This window comes from Clostridium sediminicola (genome assembly GCF_050402865.1).
GTDB classification, from domain to species: Bacteria; Bacillota; Clostridia; order Clostridiales; family Clostridiaceae; genus Clostridium_AF; species Clostridium_AF sediminicola.
The window spans coordinates 157239-183946 of the sequence record NZ_BAABMF010000007.1 but is presented as its reverse complement, the minus strand read 5'-3'; the positions used below and the strand labels follow the sequence as shown (position 1 = coordinate 183946).

26 protein-coding genes are annotated in these 26708 nt (G+C 30.7%); 20 read left to right on the top strand and 6 right to left on the bottom strand.

Features of this window, described 5'->3' with window-relative positions:
* Nucleotides 1-178: 178 nt before the first annotated feature.
* From ACQ3F0_RS13700 to ACQ3F0_RS13650, 11 genes are all read left to right on the top strand, one after another.
* Nucleotides 179-1897 (top strand): sensor histidine kinase, encoded by a 1719-nt coding sequence (locus tag ACQ3F0_RS13700; protein ID WP_428865862.1) that lies wholly within the window; start codon nucleotides 179-181, stop codon nucleotides 1895-1897.
* Nucleotides 1884-3011 (top strand): response regulator transcription factor, encoded by a 1128-nt coding sequence (locus tag ACQ3F0_RS13695; protein ID WP_428865861.1) that lies wholly within the window; start codon nucleotides 1884-1886, stop codon nucleotides 3009-3011. The genes ACQ3F0_RS13700 and ACQ3F0_RS13695 overlap by 14 nt, the downstream gene beginning before the upstream one ends.
* Nucleotides 3012-3213: 202 nt before the next feature.
* A complete protein-coding gene (locus ACQ3F0_RS13690) occupies nucleotides 3214-4401 on the top strand; it encodes an ABC transporter substrate-binding protein (protein ID WP_428865860.1) in 1188 nt (395 codons plus the stop codon).
* An 85-nt stretch (nucleotides 4402-4486) separates the two neighbouring features.
* The gene (locus ACQ3F0_RS13685; RefSeq protein WP_428865859.1) at nucleotides 4487-5392 is read left to right on the top strand and encodes a branched-chain amino acid ABC transporter permease; all 906 of its coding nucleotides are present in this window, start codon (nucleotides 4487-4489) and stop codon (nucleotides 5390-5392) included.
* Nucleotides 5389-6420, top strand: coding sequence for a branched-chain amino acid ABC transporter permease (locus ACQ3F0_RS13680; protein WP_428865858.1), 1032 nt, complete (start codon nucleotides 5389-5391; stop codon nucleotides 6418-6420). Before ACQ3F0_RS13685 ends, ACQ3F0_RS13680 begins: the two co-directional genes overlap by 4 nt.
* A 2-nt stretch (nucleotides 6421-6422) precedes the next feature.
* Entirely contained in the window at nucleotides 6423-7193 is a 771-nt protein-coding gene (locus ACQ3F0_RS13675; RefSeq protein WP_428865857.1) for an ABC transporter ATP-binding protein, read from the top strand.
* 15 nt (nucleotides 7194-7208) lie between these two features.
* Nucleotides 7209-7925: an ABC transporter ATP-binding protein gene (locus tag ACQ3F0_RS13670; RefSeq protein WP_428865855.1), complete on the top strand. Its 717-nt coding sequence runs from the start codon at nucleotides 7209-7211 to the stop codon at nucleotides 7923-7925.
* A 215-nt stretch (nucleotides 7926-8140) separates the two neighbouring features.
* A complete protein-coding gene (locus ACQ3F0_RS13665; RefSeq protein ID WP_428865854.1) occupies nucleotides 8141-8644 on the top strand; it encodes an L-2-amino-thiazoline-4-carboxylic acid hydrolase in 504 nt (167 codons plus the stop codon).
* A gap of 268 nt (nucleotides 8645-8912) precedes the next feature.
* Nucleotides 8913-9920: a dihydroxyacetone kinase subunit DhaK gene (locus ACQ3F0_RS13660; RefSeq protein WP_428865853.1), complete on the top strand. Its 1008-nt coding sequence runs from the start codon at nucleotides 8913-8915 to the stop codon at nucleotides 9918-9920.
* 20 nt (nucleotides 9921-9940) lie between these two features.
* Nucleotides 9941-10579, top strand: a complete 639-nt coding sequence (locus tag ACQ3F0_RS13655; RefSeq protein ID WP_428865852.1) for a dihydroxyacetone kinase subunit L — start codon at nucleotides 9941-9943, stop codon at nucleotides 10577-10579.
* Nucleotides 10580-10612: 33 nt separating this feature from the next.
* Nucleotides 10613-11488: a ribokinase gene (locus ACQ3F0_RS13650; protein WP_428865851.1), complete on the top strand. Its 876-nt coding sequence runs from the start codon at nucleotides 10613-10615 to the stop codon at nucleotides 11486-11488.
* A 67-nt stretch (nucleotides 11489-11555) separates the two neighbouring features.
* Here the strand turns inward: ACQ3F0_RS13650 and ACQ3F0_RS13645 are convergent, their stop codons facing one another.
* Entirely contained in the window at nucleotides 11556-12716 is a 1161-nt protein-coding gene (locus tag ACQ3F0_RS13645; RefSeq protein WP_428865850.1) for an aminotransferase class V-fold PLP-dependent enzyme, read from the bottom strand.
* 273 nt (nucleotides 12717-12989) lie between these two features.
* Between ACQ3F0_RS13645 and yedE the strand changes: the two genes are divergently transcribed.
* Genes yedE through ACQ3F0_RS13630 form a run of 3 tightly spaced genes read left to right on the top strand, consistent with a single transcriptional unit; the run spans nucleotide 12990 to nucleotide 14511 of the window.
* The gene (gene yedE / locus ACQ3F0_RS13640) at nucleotides 12990-14045 is read left to right on the top strand and encodes a YedE family putative selenium transporter (RefSeq protein WP_428865848.1); all 1056 of its coding nucleotides are present in this window, start codon (nucleotides 12990-12992) and stop codon (nucleotides 14043-14045) included.
* A 20-nt stretch (nucleotides 14046-14065) separates the two neighbouring features.
* Entirely contained in the window at nucleotides 14066-14272 is a 207-nt protein-coding gene (locus ACQ3F0_RS13635; protein ID WP_428865847.1) for a sulfurtransferase TusA family protein, read from the top strand.
* A gap of 2 nt (nucleotides 14273-14274) precedes the next feature.
* Nucleotides 14275-14511 (top strand): putative Se/S carrier protein, encoded by a 237-nt coding sequence (locus ACQ3F0_RS13630; protein WP_428865846.1) that lies wholly within the window; start codon nucleotides 14275-14277, stop codon nucleotides 14509-14511.
* Between the two features lie 14 nt (nucleotides 14512-14525).
* Here ACQ3F0_RS13630 and ACQ3F0_RS13625 read toward each other — a convergent pair whose 3' ends face one another.
* The 5 genes from ACQ3F0_RS13625 to ACQ3F0_RS13605 all read right to left on the bottom strand — a co-directional run bounded on the left by ACQ3F0_RS13625 (nucleotide 14526) and on the right by ACQ3F0_RS13605 (nucleotide 19562).
* Nucleotides 14526-15887, bottom strand: coding sequence for an MATE family efflux transporter (locus ACQ3F0_RS13625; protein ID WP_428865845.1), 1362 nt, complete (start codon nucleotides 15885-15887; stop codon nucleotides 14526-14528).
* The gene (locus tag ACQ3F0_RS13620; RefSeq protein WP_428865843.1) at nucleotides 15871-16674 is read right to left on the bottom strand and encodes a TrmB family transcriptional regulator; all 804 of its coding nucleotides are present in this window, start codon (nucleotides 16672-16674) and stop codon (nucleotides 15871-15873) included. Before ACQ3F0_RS13620 ends, ACQ3F0_RS13625 begins: the two co-directional genes overlap by 17 nt.
* A gap of 201 nt (nucleotides 16675-16875) precedes the next feature.
* Nucleotides 16876-17502: a hypothetical protein gene (locus ACQ3F0_RS13615; protein WP_428865842.1), complete on the bottom strand. Its 627-nt coding sequence runs from the start codon at nucleotides 17500-17502 to the stop codon at nucleotides 16876-16878.
* A gap of 58 nt (nucleotides 17503-17560) precedes the next feature.
* A complete protein-coding gene (locus ACQ3F0_RS13610; protein ID WP_428865841.1) occupies nucleotides 17561-18235 on the bottom strand; it encodes a uracil-DNA glycosylase in 675 nt (224 codons plus the stop codon).
* Nucleotides 18236-18299: 64 nt separating this feature from the next.
* Entirely contained in the window at nucleotides 18300-19562 is a 1263-nt protein-coding gene (locus ACQ3F0_RS13605; protein WP_428865840.1) for a DEAD/DEAH box helicase, read from the bottom strand.
* A gap of 449 nt (nucleotides 19563-20011) precedes the next feature.
* Between ACQ3F0_RS13605 and ACQ3F0_RS13600 the strand changes: the two genes are divergently transcribed.
* The 6 genes from ACQ3F0_RS13600 to ACQ3F0_RS13575 all read left to right on the top strand — a co-directional run bounded on the left by ACQ3F0_RS13600 (nucleotide 20012) and on the right by ACQ3F0_RS13575 (nucleotide 26657).
* Complete coding sequence (locus ACQ3F0_RS13600; protein WP_428865839.1) at nucleotides 20012-20695, top strand: FadR/GntR family transcriptional regulator; 684 nt, start codon at nucleotides 20012-20014, stop codon at nucleotides 20693-20695.
* A 260-nt stretch (nucleotides 20696-20955) separates the two neighbouring features.
* Nucleotides 20956-22638, top strand: coding sequence for an ABC transporter substrate-binding protein (locus tag ACQ3F0_RS13595; RefSeq protein WP_428865838.1), 1683 nt, complete (start codon nucleotides 20956-20958; stop codon nucleotides 22636-22638).
* Nucleotides 22639-22726: 88 nt separating this feature from the next.
* Nucleotides 22727-23686: an ABC transporter permease gene (locus ACQ3F0_RS13590; RefSeq protein ID WP_428865837.1), complete on the top strand. Its 960-nt coding sequence runs from the start codon at nucleotides 22727-22729 to the stop codon at nucleotides 23684-23686.
* A gap of 9 nt (nucleotides 23687-23695) precedes the next feature.
* Nucleotides 23696-24619, top strand: coding sequence for an ABC transporter permease (locus ACQ3F0_RS13585; protein ID WP_428865835.1), 924 nt, complete (start codon nucleotides 23696-23698; stop codon nucleotides 24617-24619).
* Between the two features lie 39 nt (nucleotides 24620-24658).
* Nucleotides 24659-25663, top strand: coding sequence for an ABC transporter ATP-binding protein (locus ACQ3F0_RS13580; RefSeq protein ID WP_428865834.1), 1005 nt, complete (start codon nucleotides 24659-24661; stop codon nucleotides 25661-25663).
* Nucleotides 25656-26657: an ABC transporter ATP-binding protein gene (locus ACQ3F0_RS13575; protein ID WP_428865833.1), complete on the top strand. Its 1002-nt coding sequence runs from the start codon at nucleotides 25656-25658 to the stop codon at nucleotides 26655-26657. The genes ACQ3F0_RS13580 and ACQ3F0_RS13575 overlap by 8 nt, the downstream gene beginning before the upstream one ends.
* Nucleotides 26658-26708: the final 51 nt, after the last annotated feature.

The following is a 26708-nucleotide window of genomic DNA, read 5'->3' as shown; positions in this document are numbered from 1 at the left end:
CATATAACAAAATTAGAACAAGGATAGGCACATTAATTTATAAAAAAGGAAACATATGGTATAATAAAAATGTTGTATTGTATATTAAAGAAAGTGTTTTCATTTTTAAAGGGAGTATTTTGCTCTTTTGCCATTAGAGAATAATTAAATATTGCTATAGAATAAGGAGTGCTGAAAATTGTTACTTAAAAGATTGCTAATTACTTATATACTAATAATAAATATGGCATTCTTTGTTATTGGAGCAATTGTTTTTAATATTGTACAGAGCACAGTTAAAGAACAGTATATTTATTCAAATGAATTGATTTTAAATAATGGAGTTGATTTATTTGCTGAACTTTTGAAAGAGAATAAGGATGAATTATTAGATATCGCCATAGATAATATTGTTCAGGATGAACTAGACAAATTTATTAGTGGAAATAGAAATATTATAGATATAGAAGATTATATTAAAAAGTCTTCGAATTATAAAAGAGAATTACAAAAACATGGATCTAGAATAGAAATATTTCCTATTGGTGGACAAGATATTTATATATTTAGCAGTAAAGAGAAGATGTATATACAGGCAGAAAAGCTGCCATGGATAGATTTAACAGTAAAAAAAGATGGAGCAGTTTTAATGCAAAAAGTTGAATGTGAGAAGAAATCATATATAAGATTGTCTATGGTTATAAGGAGTATGAAACGTTGGCAACAGACAGCCGTCTTAGCTGTATATATTAATACTGATGTTTTATTTTCCTTATTTTATAATACAAAACTTGCAAATAATCACATGCCATATCTTGTTGATGACATAGGCAATATAGTAATTCCTTATGGCAATTATTATAATTTAAGAAAAGAAGATTTGTTATCTAATAAAAATGATAGGTGGATGCAAAATGGAAATGTTATTATTAATAAATCAATAGCTACAACGGATTGGAAACTTATCGGAGTATTACCTAAAAATGATGTTATGAAGAAATATAAAGATATTTTATATACTTTTTTAATAGTTGGGGCTATAGTTGTGATTATTTTAATGATAGTGTCAGTATATTTTTCTTATTGGATTATAAACCCTATTAGAAAATTATCAAATGAAATGAATAATGTGGAACAAAATAAGTTTAAAATTCTTTCTATTGAAAAAAACTACCCAGAGGAAACAAAACAATTATATAGACAGTTTAATTTTATGATTAGAAGGATAAATACTCTTATTCAAGAAGTTTATCTTGGGAAAATAAATGAAAAAGAAGCGGAACTTCTTGCATTGCAACAGCAGATTAATCCCCATTTTTTATATAACACATTGGATTCTATTGCTTGGAAGGCCATTGAGTATGGTGCTGAGGATATAAGATATATGGTGATGAGCCTTGCCAATATGATGAGGCATTCATTAAATGGAGGAAACAATTTTATTTTAGTTAGAAACGAATTAGAACAAGTTCGTAATTATTTAGCAATACAAAAAATTAGACATGAGAATAGAATTATTACATCAATTAAATTTGATGAAGAAGTTATGGATTATAGAATTATAAAATTAATAATTCAACCACTTGTAGAAAATGCTATAAAGTATGGGTTAAGAAATGAAAGCAGAAGTTTTTCTATAAATATAGATATTATTGTGGAAAAAAAAGATAATAATTTAGTAATAAAAGTTATTAATGATGGAAATAAAATTGATTTAGAAAAAATTGAAAAGCTATTAAACTTGGGGACAAATGAAAAATCCAAACATTATGGATTGCGAAATGTTAATGATAGATTGATAAATAAATTCGGAGAAGATAGCAGGTTAAATATTTATGTTGAAAAGGCAAGGACTGTAGCGCAGATAATAATTTCTATTAGTTTATTACAAAAGGATGATCATGATGATGAATATTAATGTGTTGATTGTGGACGACGAAAGAATTGTAAGAGAAGGTTTAAAGAAATATGTAAATTGGGAAAAGTATAATATGAATGTGATAGGTACTGCTGCTAGTGGTATTGCTGCACTTGATATTGTTAAAAACGTTAAGATTGATTTGGTTATTACAGATATCCATATGCCAGATATAGATGGAATGGAGTTAGTGTCCTGTTTGTCTGATATGAAGGAAAAACCTTTTGTAATTTTAATTAGCGGTTACAGTGATTTTAAGTATGCACAGACTGCATTACGTACGGAGATAGTGCAAGATTATATTTTGAAACCTTTGGATTTTGATCAGTTGTATAAAACACTTATCGGGGTGATGGAAAAAATCATTCAAAAAAATAGCAATGTATCATTTCCAATACTTGATAAAGATGAGTGGGAGCTATTTTCAAATGTGAGTAGAAATAATGTAGTAAATAATCTTTATGAAATTATGTCAAAAATCGAAGTGGCTGAAATTGAAGAAGCAATAAAAATGTTTGATTTTGCTTTTTGCAAATTGATTGAGGATAAAGTGTCAAGGAATTTTATTGCAAGATATTGTATTGAAGTGGCATTGAACACATCAGAGCTTGTTCTTGGTAAAGTTGAATCTAAAAAATTGTTAGAGAAAGACCCCATAACTTATATAGCTACACTAAAGAATATTGATGATATGAGAAAATATGTAATAAATATATTGGAAACAGCTGATTCAGCACTTAATAGAACGGGAAATGATAATATTTCACCTCTTATACGATCGGTATTGAAATATGTTAATAAAAATTATAAAGATAGCAATATAAATCTTAATATGATTGCTGCTAATCATAATGCTTCTCCAAGTTATATGTCTACAAAATTTAAAGAACAAGTAGGTGTTAATTTTATAAAATATTTAAATGAATTGAGAGTAAAAAAGGCCAAAAGATTACTTAAAGATACCTCTTTAAAAGTATACGATATATCAAATAAAGTTGGATATGAGGATGTTAGGTATTTTTCTAGAATATTTAGGACATATACTGGTTATACACCTACTGGGTACCAGAAGAAGGTTGTTAAATGTATTGATGAAATGAACAATAATGAATAGTGAAGCATGTTGATTAAAGAAGAGAAAACTCTTCTTTTTTTGATTTCAGTTATGTTTTAAAACAAAGGGGAAGTAGATTATGTCAATCAATAAAATATCCACAAAATGTAAGAATAGTCAAATTGAAACAAGGTGAAGAGGGTATTATAATTAAAGTATAAATATTCTGAATAATTAAAAAACAAAAAAGGAGAGTTTTATTATGAAAAGAAAATTATTTGCTATCGTTATGTGTATTTCTTTATTAGGCACATTATTGACAGGGTGCGGAGCTGATAACAAAACTGAAGACACCTCAACGAACACATCTTCTGAGGAGGTTAATAAAACTATAAAAATTGGTGTAGCGGCTCCCATTACAGGGAATTATGCTGAATATGGAATAGGTTTTCAAATAGCTACGGATATGGCTGTTAATGAAATTAATGAAGCAGGTGGAATCAATGGTAGAGATTTAGAGATTAAAATAATGGATTCTAAAGGAGATGCTAAAGAAGCTACAGCAATTTCACGTCAGTTTTCTGATGATGAAGAAATAATGGCAGTTGTAGGGGATTTTTCAAGTACATGCTGTATGGCAACTGCTCCTATATATGAAGAAGCTGGATTGCTTCAATTATCACCTACAGCTTCCAATCCTAACTACGCTGGAATGAATAAATATATGTTTGGTATAATGGGACGCCAGGATGCAGAAGGGCCTTTTGTTGCAAAATACTTGTTGGGTAAATATCTTAAATCTAAAAAAGTTGCAGTAATTTATCTTAATAATGACTGGGGTGTCGCTGCAAAAAATTATCTTATTGAACAAGCAGCAGAAGAAGGGATTGATGTTGTAGCTGAAGAAAACCATGTTGATGGTGAGAAAGATTTTACAGGAGTACTTACAAAGGTTCAGCAAGCTAATCCAGATACAATATGTTTAGTTACTTTTTATAATGAATGTGCAATTATTGCTAATCAAATCAAGCAAATGGGATGGGATGTAAAAATCACAGCATTAGGACCAGGTGCTTCAGAACAAATTATTGAATTAGGCGGCGAGAATGTAGAAGGATTTTTAACTTCAACACCTTTCTTTGCAGCAGAGGATGATCCTAAAGGTGGAGCGTTTAAGAAAGCTTTTGAAGAAAAAGCAGGATATACACTAAATGTTCACTCAGCATGTGCTTATGATGCAGTTTATATGCTAGCAGAAGCGATGAAAAATTGTGATGAAATTACACGTGATAATATACGTGATGAATTACAAGGACTTAAAGGTTTTAATGGAGTAACGGGACCTCTAGAATTCTCTCAAGATGGTGATTTGAGTAGAAAATATTTAATAGTAGGTATTGAAAATGGAAAATGGACTGTAAAAGAAGGGTATGACTATTACGACGAATAATAAATAAGCTTAGGTATATAAAAATAAAAAACTAGCTTATGGGCTGGTTTTTTATTTGAATATGCATTGAACGGGAGGAATGCGAATGTATATTATTCAGCAATTGATGAATGGAATTTGCCAAGGTTCAATATATGCGTTGATGGCTATAGGTTATGCAATGATATATGGAATTGTAGGTTTAGTTACCTTTACTTACGGTGAAGTTATAATGCTTGGTTCGTTTTCTGCTTTTTATTTTTTTATAGTTTTTGGTGATAATTTGCTGTTAGCACTTTTATGTGGTTTTATTAGTGCATCATTTGTAGGCGTTTTTGTGCATAAGGTTTGTTATCAGAGATTTTTAAATGCACCTAGACATATATCTTTAATATGTACAATTGGGATGAGTATGTTTTTGAAAAATTTAGCGATAATTGTATTTGGGAGTACAATGAAAGGATTACCTAGATTCTTTGAAGGGAAGACGATAGTATTATTAGAAAAAGTAGTAGATGGTCAAAAAACGCAAGTGAGTATGACATATATTCAAGTGATGGTAATATGCGTAGTAGTAATATTGGCGATTTCATTATCAGTGTTTTTGAATAAAACAAAAATGGGAATGAGATTAAGAGCTGTAAGTCAGGATAGAAAAGCTGCTGCGTTGGTAGGAATAAATGTTAATCGAACCACTCTTTTAGGAAATTGTATAGGTTGTGGCCTTGGTGGAGTAGCTGGAATTTTGCTTGGATTATATTACAACTCTGTTATTCCAACAATGGGTGGAGTTGCAGGACTAAAAGCATTTTCAAGCGTTGTTATTGGAGGGTTATCAAATATTCCAGGAGCCGCACTTGGTGGTTTAAGTATAGGTATAATTGAAAATTTAGGTATTGCTTTTATACCTAATGGTTCAGGATATCGTGATGTGTTTGCCTTTGCATTTTTGGTAATTGCATTGTCAATTAGGCCAGAAGGATTATTTGCAAAGAGAGGTAAGTCAGTATGAGAGAGAAGATAAAAAAACTTTATAATAAGCATCGGATTTTAATTTTGGGAATAAGTTTTGTATTATTGTTATTCCTTCCACCATTGGTTAAAGCAACAGTAGTAAAATCAAATTACTTTATGGACATTATTGTGAGAATATTGTTCTATGTTATTTTTGCATCATCGTTAAATGTAATAAATGGATATAGTGGACAATTCAATATTGGACATGCAGGATTTATGCTAATTGGAGCATATACAGGAGCATTACTTGCAACAAAAGCTGGGTTAAGTTTCTGGTTTTGCTTGCCAATAGCAGGTGTTTTTACAGCAGTTGTGGGTTTTCTTGTTGCATTGCCAACATTAAAATTACAAGGTATTTATTTAGCTATTGTTACATTAGGATTTAGTGAAATTATTAGATTAGTAACTCTAAATTGGATTGGATTAACAGGTGGTCCTCTAGGAGTGAAAAATATACCTAAAGTTCAATTGTTTGGGTTAAAAACAAGTTCACCTATGGTGTATTATTATATAGCATTAGGAGTAGTGGTGATATGTTTATATTGCACATATAAAGTTATAAATTCTCGTATTGGAAGAGCGTGGATGAGTATACGTGAGGACACTACAGCTGCTAAGTCTTTAGGAGTAGAAGTAAGAATGTATAAAGCTTTAAATTTTATGTATGGAGCTTTTTGGGCAGGAGTAGGTGGAGCTTTGATGTCACCCTATTATAGATTTCTTTCATCCGATATGTTTGTAACAGATGAAGGGTTTAATGTATTAGCTATGGTAATACTTGGAGGTCAAGGAACTTTAATAGGACCAATAGTAGGAGCTGTTATGGTTAACACAATAACAGAAGTGTTTAGATTTGCGTCAGAGTATCGTTTAGTTGTTTATGCAATATTGATTATTGTTATGATGTGGTGCAGACCACAAGGATTAGTGGGAGCATCAAATTCAGTACTTGCTGGTGGAAAGTTAAAAAAGAAAGTTAAAAAGAAAACAAAAGAAAATTTTGTTAAAGAAGAGGGGGCTTAGATATGAGTGTATTACTAGAAAGTAAAAGTGTAACTAAGACCTTTGGTGGTGTAAAAGCGGTTAATAACATCGATATGAAAATTGAAAAAGGAGATATATTTGGAATAATTGGTCCAAATGGTGCTGGTAAAACTACATTTTTCAATGTGTGTTCAGGAGTACTTCCACCAACTAGTGGTCAAGTGTTTTTGAATGGTGAGTTAATTACAGGATTAAGGCCGGAACAAATAGCCCAAAGAGGGATGGCAAGAACTTTTCAAAATATTAAATTATTTAACTATATGACAGTCCTTGAAAATGTTAAGATTGGGTTTCATATGCATACTAAAACAAATATATTTGATGCAATATTGAATAATAAGAAGTTCAAAAATGATGAAAAAATGGTTGTTGAGGAAAGTACAAAGATAATTGAAAAAGTAGGTTTAAGTAAATTTATAAATGTACCTGCTGGAAATTTAGCATATGGAGTACAGCGAAAGGTAGAAATAGCTAGAGCATTAGCACTTAGACCGAAAATATTATTACTTGATGAGCCAGCGGCAGGAATGAATCCTAATGAAACATGGGAATTATTAGAGTTTGTTAAAAAAATTAATAGTAAAGGATATACTATAGCTGTAATTGAACACGATATGAAATTTGTAATGAATTTATGTAAGAATATTTTAGTTATAAATTTTGGTACTAAGATTTGTGAAGGGAATCCTGAGTATGTGAAGAATGATAAGAGAGTTCAGGAAGCATATTTTGGTAAAGGAACTACACTATAAGGAGGGCTAACAGAGATGTTATTAACAATCGATAATTTAATTGTAAATTATGGATATATATCGGCTCTACGTGGAACAAGTATGGAGATAAATGAAAATGAAATAGTTACTCTTATTGGGGGGAATGGAGCAGGAAAATCAACGACGCTTATGTCAATTTCAGGACTTGTAGATAAAGATTCAGGAGTAATAAAATTTAATGGTGAAGATATAAGTAATATGCACCCAGCTGATATTGTTTCATTAGGTATAGCACATGTTCCAGAAGGACGTAATATATTTCCTAAATTATCTGTAGAAGAGAATTTAGTGATGGGAAGTGTAGTATGTAAAAATCTTAGTAAACAACAGTTAAATCAACGTTTGGAAGAACAATATCAATTGTTTCCAAGATTAAAAGAAAGAAGAAAGCAAGCTGGAGGTACATTATCAGGTGGTGAACAACAGATGCTTGCTATTAGTAGAGGATTGATGTCAGACCCTAAACTTTTAATGCTGGATGAACCATCACTTGGACTTGCACCAATTATTATTGAAGAAATTTTTGAGTTACTTTTGAATCTGAAAAAAACAGCAAATAAAACTATTTTACTTATTGAGCAAAATGCAATGATGGCTTTAAGTATAGCTGATAGAGGGTATGTTTTGCAAAATGGTGAAATTGTACTTACAGGTAAGGGTTCAGAGTTATTAAGAAATAATGATGTAAGAAAAGCATACCTTGGTGAGTAGATCTATAGTGACAAGTTATAAGTGATAAGAGACAAGTTGTGGATATCTTTTGCAAGCGAAAGCTTTTAATAAAAAAATGCTAAAATGTTTCTTTTGCGTCAGCAAAAGTACATTGATTTAGTTTATCTTTTATTTCAATTGTGAACAGTATTTTTGATATCAAAATTATTTTAAATATAATCTAAAACAAAAATATAGAAGGGTAGGTATTAAAAATGGAAAAAATCAAGAATGAAGCAAAAATTAATGATGAGGTATTAGTAAATGAGGTTCGTGCAGCAATCGAGCATAGAGCGACTTGGATGGGATTAATTTGTGATGAAGCAAAAAAAGCTGGATGGGATTGGGAAGCTATTGGAAGAGCTGCAATTTCTAGATGTGGACATTTCCACGGTATCAATTTTAATGAAAAACGTGAAGATGATAGTGTTCCAGCATTTAATAAAGCTTTTCTTACAGATTTAGGCAAGAAACTTTTTGAAATGGAAATTACTAATTGTTCAGAGGATCAATTAGATGTAACATTCCATTATTGTGCATTAGTTAATGCATGGCAAAAACAAGGATTTGATAGAGAAACAATAAAAACATTTTGTGATATGGCTATGGACGGAGATCGTGGTATTGCGGCAGAAAATGGTTTGGATTTTGAACTGGGAAAAACTATTGCAAATGGTGACGGCGTTTGCACATTATGTTTCAAAAAACAGAAAAAGTAATTAACTTTGATTGTGTATATATAGATAAACTTCTTCAAAAGTTTATCTATATTAAATGCACAATTCACAATTATAGATACCTTTCACAAAAGTGAAAGCCTTTATTGAATAAAAGATTCTAATAATTTCTTATGTGATAGCAAAAGTATTTTATTAAAACCTGTGAAGCAGAATAAAGGTTAATTAAAGATTTTCTGTAAGAAAATCAACATTAATTGTGCATTGTGAAACGTGCATTGTGAATTAAAAAGATAAGGGGGAGCAATATATGAAAAAAATAATGAATAGTCCTAATGCATTTTGTAATGAAACAGTAGAAGGCATTTTACTGGCTCATTCTGATAAACTTAAAGCTCTAAATAATGATTTAAGGATAATTGTACGCAATGATAAAGTGAAAGAAGGAAAAGTAGGTATTGTTACAGCAGGTGGCAGTGGTCATCTACCTGTATTTTTAGGTTATGTAGGACAAGGAATGTTGGATGGATGTGCAGTTGGAAATGTATTTGCCTCTCCTTCAGCAAAAAAAATGTACAATATGATAGCCGATTGTGATAAAGGCAATGGTGTATTATGCTTATATGGTAATTATGGTGGCGATAATATGAATTTTGATATGGCATGTGATATGGCTGATATGGAGGATATTAATACAAAGAGCATTAGAGTATGTGATGATGTTGCATCTGCTCCAAAAGATAAAAAAGAAAAACGTCGTGGTGTTGCTGGAATGGTATTTGCGTGGAAAATCGCAGGTGCGGCTGCAGATAAAATGATGTCTTTAGATGAAGTTACAAAAGTAACTAATCATGCTCTTGAGAATATAAGATCTATGGGAGTTGCTTTATCACCATGTATTGTACCACAAGTGGGCAAACCTACTTTTTCAATTAATGATGATGAAATTGAGATTGGTATGGGGATTCATGGTGAAGTCGGAATTGAAGTAAGGAAAATGCTTACAGCAGATGAAATAGTAAAGGTATTATTGGATAGAATTTGTGAAGACATGGAAATCAAAAAAGATGACGAAATAGCTGTAATGATTAATGGGCTAGGTGCAACACCTATGGAAGAATTATATATATGTTATAGAGCAGCACATAAGTATTTTGAAAGTATGGAGGTTAATATTTTGACACCATATATAGGTGAATTTGCAACTTCTATGGAAATGGCAGGAATGTCAGTTTCTGTAATGAAATTGGATAGTGTTCTTAAAGAATTATTGGAATATCCAGCTAGTACACCATTTTTTACAAATGGTAATAGATAGATAATGCGAGGAGTAGATATATGAATAAAATAAATTCATCAAATATTATTGAAATATATGATAGTATTTATAAGATAATGTTAGAGAATAAAGATTATCTTGTGGAATTAGATGCAAAAGCAGGTGATGGTGATTTAGGTATCAGTATGTGTCAAGGATTTAATGGCATATGTGAAGAGTTAAGAAAAGTAGATAAAGCTAAATATCAACCGGCAAAATTAATTATGAAAGCAGCTATGGCAATGAATGAATATTCTCCATCATCATTAGGAACTATTTTGTCTATTGCTATGATGAGTGGAGCAAAAGTAATAAAAGGTATTGATGAGCTTGGAACTATAGAATGGAGAAACTTTATGGAGGCAGCTATTGAAGGAATTATGAAAAAGGCAGGATCAAAACGAGGAGAGAAAACTATATTAGATTCTTTTGGGTATGCTTGTGACTCATTAAATGAGAGTGTTGATACTTCTTTACCTTTAAAAGAAGCTGCCCAAGCGGCTGCGGATGCTTCATTTAAAGGTATGATTGCTACAAAAGAAATGATGGCTGTTCATGGTAGAGCTGCATATTATAGAGAAAAATCTATTGGAAATGTAGATGGGGGAGCAACTGTTGGTATGTTGATTTTTAAAGCGATCAATGAATACCTACATTAATAGATATATCTATATATGATATGGAGGTGTAAAATGAGAATATTAAATTTTGGTTCGTTGAATATTGATTATGTTTATCTTCTAGATCACTTTGTTCGGCCAGGTGAAACCCTCTCTAGTGAAGAGTTTTTTCTAGATAGTGGAGGAAAAGGTTTGAATCAATCTATAGCTCTTGCTCATGCGGGTGTTCAAGTATATCAAGCTGGTATGATTGGTAAAGACGGTGAATTTTTAAAAGAAATTTTAAACGAAAATGGTGTTGATACTCAATATATAGAAACTATCGATGAACCTACTGGAAATGCAATTATTCAAGTAGATAAAAAAGGCCAGAATTGCATTATTCTTTTTGGTGGTGCTAATCACAAAATAACATCTGAATATATTAATAAGGTTTTTTCAAGTTTTAATAAAGGTGATTATATTGTCTTACAAAATGAAATAAATTGTATGGATTTAATAATAAAAAAGGCTAAAGAAAAGGAAATGATAGTAGTATTTAATCCAGCACCTATGAGCAGGGAAGTTCATTTATACCCATTAGAATTAGTTGACATATTGATTGTTAATGAGGTAGAAGGAGAAGAACTTTCTGGTGAAAAAGAACCAGAGAAAATTATTGAAAAACTATTGAGTGATTTACCTAAAACAGCTGTGATTTTAACACTTGGTGAAAATGGTTCTATTTATGCAGATAAAACCAAAAGAATTTCCTGTAGTGTAGGCAAAAATGTAAAAGTTATTGATACAACGGCAGCGGGTGATACTTATATTGGATATTTCGTGGCAATGATTACAACGGGCAAATCAGTTAAAGATGCTATGAAAATTGCATCAAAGGCTTGCGATATATGTGTTTCAAAAAGTGGTGCAGCAGAAACCATTCCATATTTACAAGCGTTAATATAGTTGTTTGGCAGTACAATTAAAAAGTAGCTTATAATAAGTAAGTTAAACTATTTAAATAGGGTTTAATTTACTTATTATTTTTATTATAAGTTTTTTCTAATGCATCTATACATGTCTGAATGTCTTCAATAGTATTAAACAACCCAATACTAAATCTTATAGTACCCCTTGGAAAGGTTCCTAGTGTTTTGTGTGCTGAGGGTGCACAATGAAGTCCACATCTAGTCATAATACCAAAATCTTTTGATAGATTATGAGAAAAAATTCCTAAATCTTTATCTTTAACATCAATAGATACACATGGTGTTCGATCAAAAATATCATTTTTACCTATAATATTAATAAAACTAAATTCTTTAAGGCCTTCAATTAATTTATTTGTTAAAAACAGTTCATGTTCTCTAATTGAGGATATACCATGTTCATTTATATATTTAATGGCTGCATTTAAGCCATAAATACCAGGTATATTTAATGTTCCTGATTCAAATTTATCGGGCATGTAATTAGGCTGCTCTTCTAATTCAGATAGACTACCTGTACCCCCTTCAATAAAAGGACATAAAACTTCATTTATTTTATCATCAACTATAAAGCCTCCTATTCCTTGAGGTCCCAATAAACCTTTATGCCCAGTAAAAGCAATAGCGTTAGCATTTAAGGATTTCATATCAACTTTATGACTGCCTGCAGTTTGAGCTGTATCAACAATAAAAAATAGATTATTTTCTTTGCAAATTTCACCAACTGTCTCTAAGTCAAGAATTGTACCACATACATTTGAGGCATGAGTCATTATTATTGCTTTGGTGTTACTTTGAATTAAATCACGAATTTTGCTAATATCCAAACTTCCATCTTTGAAGCAAGGAACTCGATCATATGTTATATTTTTTGAGCGAAGGTTATTCAAAGGACGCATTACAGCATTATGTTCCATTGAAGATACAATAACATGGTCATTTTCTTTAAGAAGACTTTTGATTAGAATATTTAAACTTTCAGTAATATTTTTAGTGAAAATTACATTTTCAGGTTTATTATAGTTAAAAAAATCTGCTAAAAGTTCTCGAGTTTCATACAAAACATTTTCAGCTGTATAGGATGTTTGGTATGCACCTCTATTAACATTGCTACCAACTTCAGTTATATAATGGTACATTATATCTGCTACTTCTTTAGGTTTTGGGAAGGATGTTGCACTATTATCTAAATATATAGTATTCATATGATTAACTCCTTACTTTTTTTGATTAATTTACCTTTTTATGTAGTTGTTAATTGTGTGGATTTCGTAAACTAATTCGTAATTTATTTCAATTGTGAATTATTAATAATAAAACTACATTATTAATTATAAATGCATATTTTTTATAAACAAGAAATATAAAAAATATTAATACTAAATTAATTGGTATAATTTTTTTCTATTGTACATTTATTTATTTTGTTGTTATTATTTCTTTGATTGTAAATATTAAGTATAGGAGGAGTAATTATTATGGATTCAAAAAAAGGAATTATAATAACAGGTATTATAATTGGTTTTTTAGCAGTACTGCTAGTTAAATTTGGAAATCCTGTGAATATGGGGTTTTGTATAGCATGTTTCATAAGAGATATTGCTGGGGCAGTTGGACTTCAGAGAGCAGGTGTTGTTCAATATATAAGACCTGAAATTATAGGATTAGTACTAGGAGCTTTTATTTCAGCTAAGTTTTCAAAAGAGTTTGCATCAAAGGGTGGCTCTGCGCCATTTACAAGATTTATTTTAGGATTCTTTGTAATGATAGGTGCACTAATGTTTTTAGGTTGTCCAATGCGGATGGTTCTTAGAATTGGTGGGGGAGACCTTAACGGAATTGTAGGACTTGTAGGTTTTGTAGTTGGTATAATAATAGGTATTTATTTCTTGAATAAAGGTTTCTCATTAAAGAGAAATTATAAATTAAATACTTCAGAAGGGTATATTTTTCCTATAGTTATGGTTGGGTTATTTTTGTTATTAGTGGCAGCACCTTCTTTTATTTTCTTCAGTGAAAAAGGCCCTGGAGCTATGGCGGCACCTATATATTTATCATTGGGTGTAGGGTTAATTGTAGGTATTCTTTCTCAAAAGACTCGTCTTTGTATGGTTGGTGGAACCCGGGATAGAATCATGTTTAAAGATAACTATTTGTTATTAGGATTTATTGCTATAATAGTGTCTGCAGTAGTATTTAACATTGCTTTTGGATTTTTTAAATTAGGATTTGCTGAACAGCCAGTTGCACATTCAGATGGATTATGGAATTTCCTTGGTATGATTTTAGTTGGATGGGCTAGTGTTTTATTAGGTGGTTGTCCGCTAAGACAATTAATTCTTTCTGGAGAAGGTAATACTGATTCAGTAATAACTGTATTAGGATTACTCGTAGGTGGAGCTTTTGCACATAATTTTGCTTTAGCGGCCAGTCCAAAAGGACCTACATTTAATGGACAAGTAGCTGTTATTGTAGGTATGGTTGTAGTTCTTATTATTTCTTTTGTAAATTCAGATTTAATTAAAAAGTCATAAAAATTGAGGAGTGTGATTGTATGAAAAGAATAGATGCATGCGGGATGTCTTGTCCACAACCTGTGTTAATGACTAAAAAAGCTATAGACGGAAATGTTGCAAATATTGAAGTTATTGTTGACAATAATACAGCTCAGAATAATGTTCAAAGGTTTTTAAAAAGTAGAGATTATAAAGTTACAATTAAAGCAGAAGGCGAATTAACTGTTTTAATTGCAGAAAAATAGTTATGATGTATACAATTGTGTTTTTTACTCATTCAGGTGCTATTAAATTCAATAGAAAGATGGTAAAAGAAAATATATCTTGTGAATTAATGCCAGTACCAAGAAGGTTAAGTTCTAATTGTGGTATAGGAGCTAAGGTTAATTTCGTCGGGGATTATATAGAATTAATTTCTGATGATATAGAGAAAATATTTTTATATGATAATGAAAAGGAAAAGCTTGTTTACGAGAGTGAGTAAACAAGCTTTTTTCTTTACATAGATTCTTGAAAAGATAAATTCATATTATTCATCCAAGTTCTTTTTGAAAATAATTTTAGCCCAACAACCATTCTGAATAATTCTTCCAATGATATAAGGAAATAAACCCATTGAATTGGAAGATTAGTGAAAGTAGAGATGGTTAAACCTACAGGGACACCGATACACCACATTCCTAGCATTTCTAGTATTAATACTATTTTAGTTTTACCCCCACTTCTTAATATACCACCACCTATTATCATGTTAGAAACTTTAATCCATAGAATTAGAGCAAAAATATTAAGAATTTTAAGAGCATATTTTTTAGATTCCGGACTTATTTTCATAAGATTAATATAATATGGACCTAAAAACACCACTATGCCTCCAATTATAATTGAGCATACAATTCCAAGTTTTATAAACTTTTTGCCATATAAATAAGCATCATCATTTTTCCCTTCTCCAAGTAGATTGCCTATCATTATACCAGATGCAGCTCCTATACCAGACATAAGCCCAAATGATAGTCCCTGAATTGGAAATGTAGATATCATTGCAGCAGCTTGTACCCCACCGATTCTACCATATATTGCTGAGAACACTGAATCACCTATTGCCCAAAAAAATTCATTGAGAAGAAGAGGGAGCATAGTAAGGGTAAATAATGATAAAAGTTTTCTGTTAAATTTAAAATAATCTAGGACCTTTAATTGTAGCAACTTCTTTCTAAAAAAGAAGAATAGTATTAGGATACATTCTACTAATCGACTGATAGAAGTTGCTATGGCAGCACCTTTTACACCCATTTGGGTGAATCCACCAACTCCAAAAATCAAAATATAATTTAATATCGTATTCATGATTACAGAAATAAATCCAGTAATCATAGGAGTTTTTGCGTCTCCGCAACTTCTTAGTATTGCTGCAAATGAATTAACTATTACAACAGGAATTAAACCTAAAGATATTATTTTCATGTAGCTTGCACCAAGTGCTATAACTGTTGGATCTTTTATAAAAAGGCTCATTATAAAATGTGGGAATAATATTGATAATATAATAGTTATTAGTGACAAAATATTAGCAGTTACAAGAGTTATGCCAAGTACACTACCAATTTTTTTCTTATCTCCACCCCCCCAGAATTGGGAAGCATATATTGAAGTTGCTGAAGTTATCCCAGCTAGAGATAATAGAAATATAAAAGATAATTTACTACCAAAACCGACTGAATTAATCGCAGTTTCTCCTAGTTGACCAACCATAAGCTGATCTATCATACTGAGAGAACTTTGAATAATGCTTTGTATTGTTATTGGTATAGCAATAGCAGTTAATTTTTTCTTAAAGTCACTATTTTTGCTTGTCATCAAAAGAATGCTCCTTTTCCATTAATGTATTCAAAATAATATTTTGGTCAAACAAATCATCGCCAAATTTTTCTTTAAGTTTTAATAGGTAGATATCATTATGTATGTGCTCTGAGGTGATTTGGACTAAAAGTTTGTTGAAACTAAAAGTTCCTATATAATCTTCATCCATTCCTTTGCTGGCGATTAAAACTTCATTATAATCAATAACCAACATTAACCTTGTATTAGAACCACATTCACTTACTCTTATTCCATGGCTATAAAATTCAAGAGGGATTCCTTTAAAATCAAGAGCTGAAAAAGAAAACATTACAACTCTAACATTACGTTTGGTAGCCTCATGAATTGCATCTTTAAACAATTCAACATCAAAGTCAGTATTCATATAGATTTCTTTTGTAGAGTTCTTAATCATCTCGTTCATTTTAGATACAATATTTTTTTCACCTTTTATATTCATATATCCTTCATTAGTTTTTTTCATTTGAATGTTCTTTAGATCCCCCATGAGTTCATCTGCAGAATCATTGAAATCATTTTTGATATTTTCAATAAGATCTTTAGGATTACGTGGGGAATAGATTTTTGAATTGCCGGGAAGTAGTGTTATTGCTCCTTTTGAGTAGAGACTTTCAAGTGCAGAATACACGGAAGATCTTGAGAGTTCTAATATTTTGCCTATCTGGTAGCCATTAATATCTCCGTGTTTTAGCAAGGATAGGTAAACTCTGCTCTCTGTTTTGGTAAAATTCATTTTTTCTAGTTTTGTTACTAAACTATCCATAAGTTTTCCTCTTTTCAATAATTTTCAGTACTTGTTACAATAGTAGTACTATATGTACTACTAAAATAATACTACTACATGTGTAATTTTATGTCAATTGTTTTAGAAAAAATAAATTTTTGTATTAAAAAAAGCCAAAACATATAACTCCATTGAGAGTCATAGGTTTTAGCTTTTTTTAGTTTTAACTATCTATAATAATCATTTTACTGATTTTATAAAACATTTACGACCATTATCAACACTTTCTCTAAATCCCATTTTCCTTAGGTATTTAATATGGTCATCTTTTGATGAAAAGCTTATGAAGTTACAATAACCTTTATTAAGAAAATATGATTTATTATGTTCGAAAACAAATGTTCCAATTTTAAAATCTCTGTATTCAGGGATAACAAAATCTAGTTCTACATTAAGTGTATCTTCATTATAACGTGAACCCATAAACAAACCAGCTGGCTTCATATTTCTTAAAATATAAAAATTAACATTGCAATTATTGATGTTAAATTCACCAAAGTATTTGTCGATTTCACTTTTATAGAAATCGAAGAAATAATTAAGATATTGAGAGTTACCTTTAATAGGAAGAAGTTTAAAGTATTCTTTTGAACTATATATCTTAATAAGATGATAGACGTTTATTGCAGTAATACCTAGATTCATAAATCCTACTGGGAGTGCTCCAATCAAAAATCCATAAACTGAAAATATTGCTGAACCTACTAGGTTTATCCATCTGAGCTTTATTATAGAATTCATTAGCAGAGATATTAGTACAACAAGTGAAGCTAAATAACCTAACCATTCTAACCAGTTAATATCCATCATAGGACTCCTTTATATTATTATAATCTTATTCAACAACTGGCATATTGGAAATCGGTTAAATATTTTCAATTTGCCAATCAATAGTTTTTTTACCTATTGAAGTAAGAAAATTATTTGACTCTGAAAAAGGTTTACTTTCAAAAAAACCTCTATAAGCAGATAATGGACTTGGATGGACAGACTTTATTATATAATGCCTTAAATCTTTTATAATATTTTGTTTAGATTGAGCATTTTTTCCCCATAATATAAAAACAATAGGTTCTTCTCTACCATTTAATAAACTAATTATTTTGTCTGTGAATTGTTCCCATCCAATATTTTTATGAGAGTTTGCTGAACCAGCTCTAACAGTTAGAACAGTATTAAGAAGCATAACTCCTTGATCAGCCCATTTTTTTAAATACCCATTATTAGGGATGTAACAACCTAAATCATTTTGAAGTTCTTTATATATATTCTTAAGTGAAGGTGGAACAGGTATACCTGGTTTTACAGAAAAACTTAAACCATGGGATTGGTTAGGACCATGATATGGATCTTGACCTAGTATAACCACTTTTACATTTTTATATTCTGTATAATGTAAAGCATTAAATATGTGATCCATAGCTGGATATATAGTTTTGGTTCTGTATTCGGTTATCAAAAATTTTTTAAGTGTCAAATAATAATCTTTATTAAATTCATTTTCTAATAAGTTTTGCCAATCATTTTTTAGTATTTGCATATAAATCACCCGACTAGATTATATCATAAAAACTTAAAAGCAGTCATTAAATCTTAATTTTTTATTATTGTTTTCTAATTTTCTGTTTTTTAGACTTATTTTTTCTTTTCATTTTATAGTAAGGATTTGAACTAGATTTTTTTCTACCTTTTTTCTTTTTCATATCATCATTTATAATTTGTGGCAATTCACTTATTGGATAAGGATGATCTTCAATTACAGGTATTGATTTAGATATAAGTTTTTCGATATCCATAAGATATTCTTTTTCTTCATGATCACAAAAAGAAAGTGCGATTCCATCTAATCCAGCTCTTCCTGTTCGTCCAATTCTATGAACGTAAGTTTCAGGGATATTAGGTAAGTCAAAATTAATTACATGAGATAGTTCTTCAACATCAATACCTCTTGCTGCTATATCTGTGGCTACAAGAACCTTAATTTTTCCAGACTTAAAATCGGTTAAAGCTTTTTGACGTGCAGATTGTGATTTATTACCATGAATAGCTTGTGATGGAATTCCCACTTTCCCAAGATCTAATGTTATTTTGTTTGCACCGCGCTTTGTTCGTGAAAAGACTAGTGCAGAGGTTATGGCATCATTTTTTAGTAAATGATTTAGTAAAAATTTCTTATTTTTTTTATCTACAAAATATACTTCTTGAGCCACGGTATCAATTGTTGATGAAACAGGGTTCACAGCTACTTTTTCGGGATTTACGAGTAATGAGTCTACTAAATCTGAGATTTCTTTTGGCATAGTTGCTGAAAATAATAATGTTTGCCTGCTATTAGGTAGTTTTGATATGATTTTTTTTACATCATCGATGAAACCCATATCAAGCATTCTATCTGCTTCATCAAGTACGAAATAGTTTATGGTATTTAAATTAATGTGCTTTTGGTTCATTAAATCTAGGAGTCTACCAGGGGTTGCAACTAAAATGTCTACACCTGATCTTAATGCTCTTATCTGGTGCATTTTACTTACGCCGCCAAATATAACTGTATTTTTTAAATTTAAATATTTACCGTATTCTGTAAAACTATCTCCAATTTGAATAGCAAGTTCCCTAGTAGGTGCTAAAATCAAAGCTTTAATTTTTCTTGATTTATTCTCTTCTTTTTTTTTACTGTGAAGATTCTGTAGTATAGGTATAGCAAAGGCTGCTGTTTTTCCAGTACCTGTTTGAGCACATCCTAAAAAATCTTTACCTTCCAATATTATTGGAATTGATTTTTCTTGAATAGGGGTTGGGTTTAAATATCCTTTTATTTTTAAGGCTTTAAGTATAGATTTGTTTATTTTTAAATTCTCGAATAACATTTTTTCTCCCTTGTAATGCATTTAATTTAACTACTTTTTATTGTTGTTTTATGCATAAACTCTATTATAGCATACTATGGTTATTCCACAAAAATTAATTTAGTTGAACTTCAACCACAATATATAGCGTCAGAACGCGTCAATTTGCGGTAAATATTGTGGTTGATTTTAGTTCAACTTACTTTTTGTGGTTTAACCATACTATAGCAAATTGTATATTTTCACTGGGTTTTATTAAAAAATATTAGACATATTACCAGAAGCTAATATTTAATTAAATAGTTTAATAGATTTTACATATAAAAAATTTAGAAAGAGATTGACAGCAACAGAATTTTGTTTTATACTTTGTAGTATAAAGTATAAAGTTTGATTTAGTATTGTAGAATAAAATTAATCTATTAAGTATTAATTAGACTTGGATTGTTGACATAGGAGAGGTTGGTTATATGAAAAATCTCAAGAAAGAAAAACTTTACATTCAAGTGTTTGATGAAATAAGAAAATATATTGTAAGAAACAAAATATTGCCTGGGGAAAAGCTTCCTACTGAACACGAAATGTGTGATATGCTGGGTGTAAGTAGAAATGCTTTAAGAGAGGCAATTAAAGCTTTAGAAATTATAGGCGTAATAAAATCTAGACCTGGAATAGGTATTGTGGTTCAAGAGTTTAACATGGATTTTTTGTTTCAGAATATGTTTCTTTACCTTGTTTCTGATAGTGCTGAATTAATTAAAGAAATATTAGAAATTAGAAAAGTTCTTGAATTGGGCTTTGTAAAACAAGCTTTTGATTTAATTACTGAAGTAGAAATAAAAGAACTCGAAATTTTGATTAAAAAAATGGAAGAAAAAGATTCAAAGAACGAATTGTATTTTGAAGAAGATATGGATTTTCATATGACTATTTTTAAAAATGTTGGTAGTAAAACATTGACTTCTATATTTGAAGCAGCATGGAATGTTGATTTGGGGTTTGATTTTGAAAAAGAAGTAGTATATAAAACATATAAGGGTGGATTTTTGACAAATCACATAAGAATATTCCAGGCATTAGAAGATAGAGATTTTGAAATGTTCAAAACAGAAATGGAAAAGCACTTTTCATCAGGATCATTTATGGAAGACTAAATTTTTTTAGAGATGTTTGTAGTACAAAGTACAAATGATAAATAATGATGCAATAGATATATAACGAATAGATTATATGAAATATTAAAAAAGAATAAGGAAAGAATAATATTGTATTTTATTTTAAATGGAAACGTTATCGAAAATAGTGAAATTCTAAAAAAGTTAAAAATATTCATTTTAGCGAAAGAAACAAGTAAACGTTTAAAATGTTTTTTTGTAAAAATGAATGTTTATATATTAATTAAGGGGGAATTAAAATGAAAAAACTTATTGCTCTAATAATGGTAATCGCACTTATGATTCCATTAGCTGCATGCGGTGCAAAAGGAAATTCAACTACTAATGAACCAAATCAAGGTGCTTCTAGTGAGACAGAAGACCTAGCAACAAATGGAAATCCGTTAAGTGATTTACGTGTTCGTCAGGCAATTGCATATGCAATTGATATGGATGCGCTGGCTGCAAGTTTATTAGAAGGAAAAGCTGTTCCGGCTAATAGTCTTACACCAAATGGTGATTGGAAAGCAGATGGGTTAAATGATTATGATTACAACCCTGAAAAGGCAAAAGAATTATTAAAAGAAGCAGGATGGGATTTTGATTATGTCCTTGATGTTGTTTATTACTATGGTGATCAGTTAACTGTAGATTTAATGACTGCAGTACAAGCATATCTTGCAGAAGTAGATATGAAAATGGAATTCAGAAGATTAGAGGGAGATTTAGCTGTACAATTATGGACAAATCCCGAAGATCCTGTTAATGGTCCATCTGCTGTAGATTGGGATTTGGCTTATGCAGGAAATGCTGCACTTGCAATGCATGAATATTATAACCGTTACCAAACTGGAGTAGCAAGTAATTCACATACACCTTCAGACAAAGAATTAGATAAGTTAATTGAGGCAACTAATAAAACAGCAGATATTGATAAGCAAAAAGTAGCTTTCAAGGAACTTCAAAAATATGAAAATGAACAATTATTTTCAATTCCACTTTATTATCAACAAGTATTTGTTTATGAAAGTAATAGAGTAGATCGTAAGGGAATTCCATATGGAAATGAACAATTTGCATATGATTGGAGAATTATAGATTGGGATGTTGAAGCAGATGAAAGTGGTGAAAGAACATTACACTCAAATACAGGACCAACAGAATTCTTCCAAACAACATTTGTAAATCCAGGATTTTTTATGCCACAAAAATTCTTATTTGATCGTTTAATAGTAGCAGATGCAAGTTTGACTCCAAAAAAAGGTCAATTAGCTTCTGAATATACTGTTAGTGAAGATGGGTTAAATATTGAATTAGTATTGCGTGATGGAGTTAAATGGCATGATGGAAAGCCATTTACAGCAGAAGATGTTAAGTTTACAATTGAATACTCTTCAAAAGTTCCACAACTTAATGGTGTAGCAGCAAATACTTATAGTTCTTTAAAAGGATATCAAGACTATATAGATGGAAAAGCTGATGGAATTAGCGGTATTGTTATTGATGGAAACAAAGTAACATTAAACTTTGAAAAATTAGATCCAAATGCATTATTAACTTTATCTCAATGGCCACCACTACCTAAACATTTATTGGAAGATACTGATCCAATTCAATCTCAACAAGCCCAATATTGGCAATCACCAGTAGGAACTGGACCATTTAAAATTGATGAAGTTAATATGAATGACTATGCGACTTTTGTAAAGTATGATGGATATTGGGATGAAGGAACTGGAAATATAGAAAAAATTCAACTATATCCAAGTGCAGATAGTGACCCAAATCTTGTTATAAATGCTGAGTCAGGAAAAGTGGATTACGCTTTTAATAAAAATGTTGCTGATGTTACTGCTATTGAAAAGATGGAAAATATGAATGTACATTCAGTTGATATCAGATATACACGTTTATTCTATGTAAATAAATTTGAAAAAAAATAAAAGATAAACAAAACCAAATGTAAATCGAGCTGTGGTAACAGCCATAGCTCGATTTTCACAATAAAAGTTAAGGAAGGAGCGACTTTAATTGTTTTCTTATACAATTAGAAGAATACTAATACTGATTCCTATGATAGTAATTATTAGTTTTCTCATTTTTGCAGGATTAGAGTTAACACCTGGGGATGCAGTATCTTATATGGTTAGCCCTGATATTCTTGCTAATATATCTCCTGATAAATTAGTTGAGCTAAGAGACTCTTTGGGCTTGAATGATCCATTTATAGTTAGATATTTTAAATGGTTTGGTGGAGTTTTAAAAGGTGATTTTGGATTTAGTTTATCTAGTGGTGTTCCGATTTCTAAAATTGTTCTAGATCGTTTACCAGCTACTCTTGAATTATCTATTGCAGCATTAATGATTTCTACTTTATTTGGTAGCATATTAGGAACATTAAGTGCTTTGAAAAAAGGATCAATTGCTGATAATACTTTGACAATTGCTGGTATGCTTGGAGTTTCTATTCCACAATTTTTCTTTGGATTAGTTTGTATTTTGGTATTCGCATTAAAGCTTAAATGGTTGCCGTCTGGTGGGAGAATTATGCCAGGATACGATTCTTTTTTAGATAGGTTACCTCATTTAATATTACCTGCATTAGTTTTGGGTATTACAATGACTGCAGGAGTTATGAGATATGCAAGAGCCAGTATGTTAGATGCACTAAATAAAGAATATATTAAAACGGCACGTAGTAAAGGAATTTCTGAATGGAGAGTTAATTTTGTCCATGGATTTAGAGTAGCTCTAACTCCAGTTGTTGTACTAATAGGATTTAGATTACCAATGTTACTTGGAGGGTCTGTTGTTATTGAACAGATATTTCAGTGGCCTGGGATAGGTAAGGAATTTATTACTGCTGTAAGAGGACAAAATTTACCTTTGGTTATGATGATTGCTTTATTTACTGTGTCAGCAGTATTAATTGCCAGCTTTCTTGTGGATTTATTCACAGCATTACTAGACCCACGAATAAAATTGGATTAAGGTGATAAAATGAATAAAATAAAAAGAACAAAGTTAGACAAAAAAATGGATAAGATTAAACAAAAAGAAGAGGCTGGACTCTTAAAAGATAAATCATATAATCGTGTTTTACGAAAATTTTTAAATAATAGATTAGCAATAGTGGGATTTGTTGTTTTTGTAATAATTTTACTTGCAACTATTTTTGCTCCAGTCATTTGTCGTTATGATCCACAAAAAATTGATGTTATGAATTCTATGCAGCCACCATCCTCTGAACATATACTAGGAACTGATAAAGTTGGCCGTGATATATTTGCGCGTATTGTATACGGAGGAAGAATATCTATATTAGTAGGACTCGGTAGTGCTTTAGGAGCTGCTATCATTGGTGTACTTCTAGGTTGTTATGCAGGATATAAAGGTGGATGGATAGATAAAAGTATAATGAGAATATCAGAAATTTTCATGTCATTCCCTCAGATTATATTGGTATTATTACTTGTTTCTATCATGGGACAAAGTTTATGGAATCTATTGGGGATATTCGTATTAACGGGTTGGGGAGCTATTTATAGAATGACAAGAGCTCAGATGTTATCAATACGTGAAGAAGAGTATGTTCAAGCATTGCGTGCCTTTGGATTAAATGATTTGAACGTATGTTATAAGCATATGTTACCTAATGCACTTGGTCCAGTTATGGTTAATATCACACTAAGTACAGCAATGTTTATTTTGCAAGAAACAGCACTTAGTTTTCTCGGACTTGGAGTGCCATTAAATATACCTACTTGGGGCAATATCTTAAATGTTGCTCAAGATATTTCTATATTAAAAGAAAATTGGTGGATTTGGTTACCTGTTGGTATTGTAATATCTGCTTTTGTACTAAGCGTAAACTTTATTGGGGATGGACTTAGAGACTCAACTGATCCTACTCAACAGGGATAAAAAAATAATATAGAAATAATGAAGGAAGGTGGCAATGATATGAGTGAGAAAACAGTTATTACAGTTGATAATCTTAAAACATTTTTTTATACAAATCAAAGATGTAATAAAGCCGTTAATGGTGTGTCTTTTAAAGTTAAGAAAGGAAGAACATTGTGCGTTGTAGGTGAAAGTGGATGTGGTAAAAGTGTAACTGCATCATCTATTATGAGACTTTTACCTAAATTATCGAGAATTGAAGAAGGCAAGATAATTTATCATAGTGAAGAAGGTGATATTCGAATTGATAAACTAGAGAAAAATGGTAAAAAAATGCGTTCTCTTAGAGGTTCAGATATTGCTATGATTTTTCAAGATCCTATGACAGCCCTGAATCCTGTATATACAGTTGGATTTCAAATTATTGAAAATTTACGATGTCATACTAAGATGACAAAAAAAGAGACTAGAAAGAAAGCAATTGAATTATTGAAAGACATGGGAATTCCATTACCAGAACAACGAGTAGATGAATATCCACATCAATATTCAGGTGGAATGCGGCAACGTGCAATGATTGCAATGGCAATGTCATGCAGTCCAAAGGTATTAATTGCAGATGAACCGACTACAGCATTAGATGTAACAATTCAAGCACAAATTTTTGAACTTATGGATAAATTGAAAGTTGAAAACGATACAGCTATTATGATGATTACTCATGATATGGGAGTTGTAGCAGAACTTGCTGATGATGTTGTTGTAATGTATATGGGTAATATCGTTGAAAGTGGAACGATAGAAGAAGTTTTAAAAACACCTGGTCATCCCTATACGAAAGCTTTACTTAGTTCAATTCCTGTTTTAGGTCGTGGTAAAAATCAAGAGATTGAACCTATTAGAGGAACAACTCCAGATCCTTTTGATCGTCCTAAAGGTTGTCAGTTTAATCCACGATGCGATTATTTTACTGATAAATGTTTACAGATGCCGGATGATTTTAATGTTACTGGCACACACTCTATCAAATGTTGGAATTATAGGGAGGTGCTGAAGAATGAATGATAAGAAACAAGTTTTATTGAAATTGCGAGGGGTAAAAACACATTTTCCGATTCAGAAAGGAGTGTTCAAAAAAACTGTTGGACATGTTAAAGCTGTTGATGGAATAGATTTAGATATATATAAAGGTGAAACATTAGGATTAGTTGGAGAAAGTGGTTGTGGAAAAACTACATTAGGAAAATCAATCTTACAATTGATAAAAGCTACAGAGGGTGAAATGATTTACGATTTTGGAGATAACAAAATAGATTTGAGAAAAATGTCTAAAGAAGATATGATGAATGCTAGGAAAAAATTACAGATTGTTTTTCAAGATCCACATTCATCACTAAATCCTGCTTTTACTATTTTTGGTTCACTTCAAGATCCGTTAAAAAAGTTTGGGGTTAAATCTAAAGAAGAAAGAAAAAAAATAATTGGTGATTTACTCGAAGCTGTAAATTTGAGAAGAGAATATATGAATCGTTACCCACATGAATTTAGTGGTGGACAGAGACAACGTATTGGCATAGCTAGAGCATTAAGTGTTGAGCCTGAATTAATTGTTTGTGATGAAGCAGTTAGTGCGTTAGACGTATCAATTCAAGCTCAAGTTTTAAAACTTTTAAAAAAATTAAAAGATGAACGAAATTTAACTTATATATTCATTACACATGATCTAAGTGTTGTTGAATATATAAGTGATAGAATCGCAGTTATGTATCTTGGACGAATTGTAGAACTTGCAGATTCTGATGAATTGTATGCAAATACTTTACATCCTTATACAAGAGCACTATTATCAGCTATTCCTGTAGCTGATCTTGATAATAAATCAAAACGTATAATTTTAGAGGGAGATGTACCTAGTCCAGTAAACCCTCCAAGTGGCTGTCCTTTTCATCCAAGATGTAATGAGTGCCAAGAAATATGTAAGAAAGAAGTTCCAAAACTCAAAAAATACATTGTTAATGGGAAAGAACATTTTGCTGCTTGTCACTTAATAAAGGGCTAGAATTATAAAAACTATGAATTGAAATAAAATAACAATTATTGGGGGAGAAAA

What these genes read in the sequence shown, in the direction of transcription:
- ACQ3F0_RS13645 (WP_428865850.1), bottom strand. Translation starts at nt 12,716, where the DNA reads ATGAATACTATATATTTAGATAATAGTGCAACATCCTTCCCAAAACCT.
- ACQ3F0_RS13595 (WP_428865838.1), top strand. Translation starts at nt 20,956, where the DNA reads ATGAAAAAACTTATTGCTCTAATAATGGTAATCGCACTTATGATTCCA.
- ACQ3F0_RS13650 (WP_428865851.1), top strand. Translation starts at nt 10,613, where the DNA reads ATGAGAATATTAAATTTTGGTTCGTTGAATATTGATTATGTTTATCTT.
- ACQ3F0_RS13675 (WP_428865857.1), top strand. Translation starts at nt 6,423, where the DNA reads ATGAGTGTATTACTAGAAAGTAAAAGTGTAACTAAGACCTTTGGTGGT.
- ACQ3F0_RS13695 (WP_428865861.1), top strand. Translation starts at nt 1,884, where the DNA reads ATGATGAATATTAATGTGTTGATTGTGGACGACGAAAGAATTGTAAGA.
- ACQ3F0_RS13670 (WP_428865855.1), top strand. Translation starts at nt 7,209, where the DNA reads ATGTTATTAACAATCGATAATTTAATTGTAAATTATGGATATATATCG.
- ACQ3F0_RS13660 (WP_428865853.1), top strand. Translation starts at nt 8,913, where the DNA reads ATGAAAAAAATAATGAATAGTCCTAATGCATTTTGTAATGAAACAGTA.
- ACQ3F0_RS13615 (WP_428865842.1), bottom strand. Translation starts at nt 17,502, where the DNA reads ATGGATATTAACTGGTTAGAATGGTTAGGTTATTTAGCTTCACTTGTT.
- yedE (WP_428865848.1), top strand. Translation starts at nt 12,990, where the DNA reads ATGGATTCAAAAAAAGGAATTATAATAACAGGTATTATAATTGGTTTT.
- ACQ3F0_RS13585 (WP_428865835.1), top strand. Translation starts at nt 23,696, where the DNA reads ATGAATAAAATAAAAAGAACAAAGTTAGACAAAAAAATGGATAAGATT.
- ACQ3F0_RS13620 (WP_428865843.1), bottom strand. Translation starts at nt 16,674, where the DNA reads ATGGATAGTTTAGTAACAAAACTAGAAAAAATGAATTTTACCAAAACA.
- ACQ3F0_RS13655 (WP_428865852.1), top strand. Translation starts at nt 9,941, where the DNA reads ATGAATAAAATAAATTCATCAAATATTATTGAAATATATGATAGTATT.
- ACQ3F0_RS13690 (WP_428865860.1), top strand. Translation starts at nt 3,214, where the DNA reads ATGAAAAGAAAATTATTTGCTATCGTTATGTGTATTTCTTTATTAGGC.
- ACQ3F0_RS13610 (WP_428865841.1), bottom strand. Translation starts at nt 18,235, where the DNA reads ATGCAAATACTAAAAAATGATTGGCAAAACTTATTAGAAAATGAATTT.
- ACQ3F0_RS13580 (WP_428865834.1), top strand. Translation starts at nt 24,659, where the DNA reads ATGAGTGAGAAAACAGTTATTACAGTTGATAATCTTAAAACATTTTTT.
- ACQ3F0_RS13665 (WP_428865854.1), top strand. Translation starts at nt 8,141, where the DNA reads ATGGAAAAAATCAAGAATGAAGCAAAAATTAATGATGAGGTATTAGTA.
- ACQ3F0_RS13625 (WP_428865845.1), bottom strand. Translation starts at nt 15,887, where the DNA reads ATGACAAGCAAAAATAGTGACTTTAAGAAAAAATTAACTGCTATTGCT.
- ACQ3F0_RS13680 (WP_428865858.1), top strand. Translation starts at nt 5,389, where the DNA reads ATGAGAGAGAAGATAAAAAAACTTTATAATAAGCATCGGATTTTAATT.
- ACQ3F0_RS13630 (WP_428865846.1), top strand. Translation starts at nt 14,275, where the DNA reads ATGATGTATACAATTGTGTTTTTTACTCATTCAGGTGCTATTAAATTC.
- ACQ3F0_RS13575 (WP_428865833.1), top strand. Translation starts at nt 25,656, where the DNA reads ATGAATGATAAGAAACAAGTTTTATTGAAATTGCGAGGGGTAAAAACA.
- ACQ3F0_RS13635 (WP_428865847.1), top strand. Translation starts at nt 14,066, where the DNA reads ATGAAAAGAATAGATGCATGCGGGATGTCTTGTCCACAACCTGTGTTA.
- ACQ3F0_RS13685 (WP_428865859.1), top strand. Translation starts at nt 4,487, where the DNA reads ATGTATATTATTCAGCAATTGATGAATGGAATTTGCCAAGGTTCAATA.
- ACQ3F0_RS13600 (WP_428865839.1), top strand. Translation starts at nt 20,012, where the DNA reads ATGAAAAATCTCAAGAAAGAAAAACTTTACATTCAAGTGTTTGATGAA.
- ACQ3F0_RS13605 (WP_428865840.1), bottom strand. Translation starts at nt 19,562, where the DNA reads ATGTTATTCGAGAATTTAAAAATAAACAAATCTATACTTAAAGCCTTA.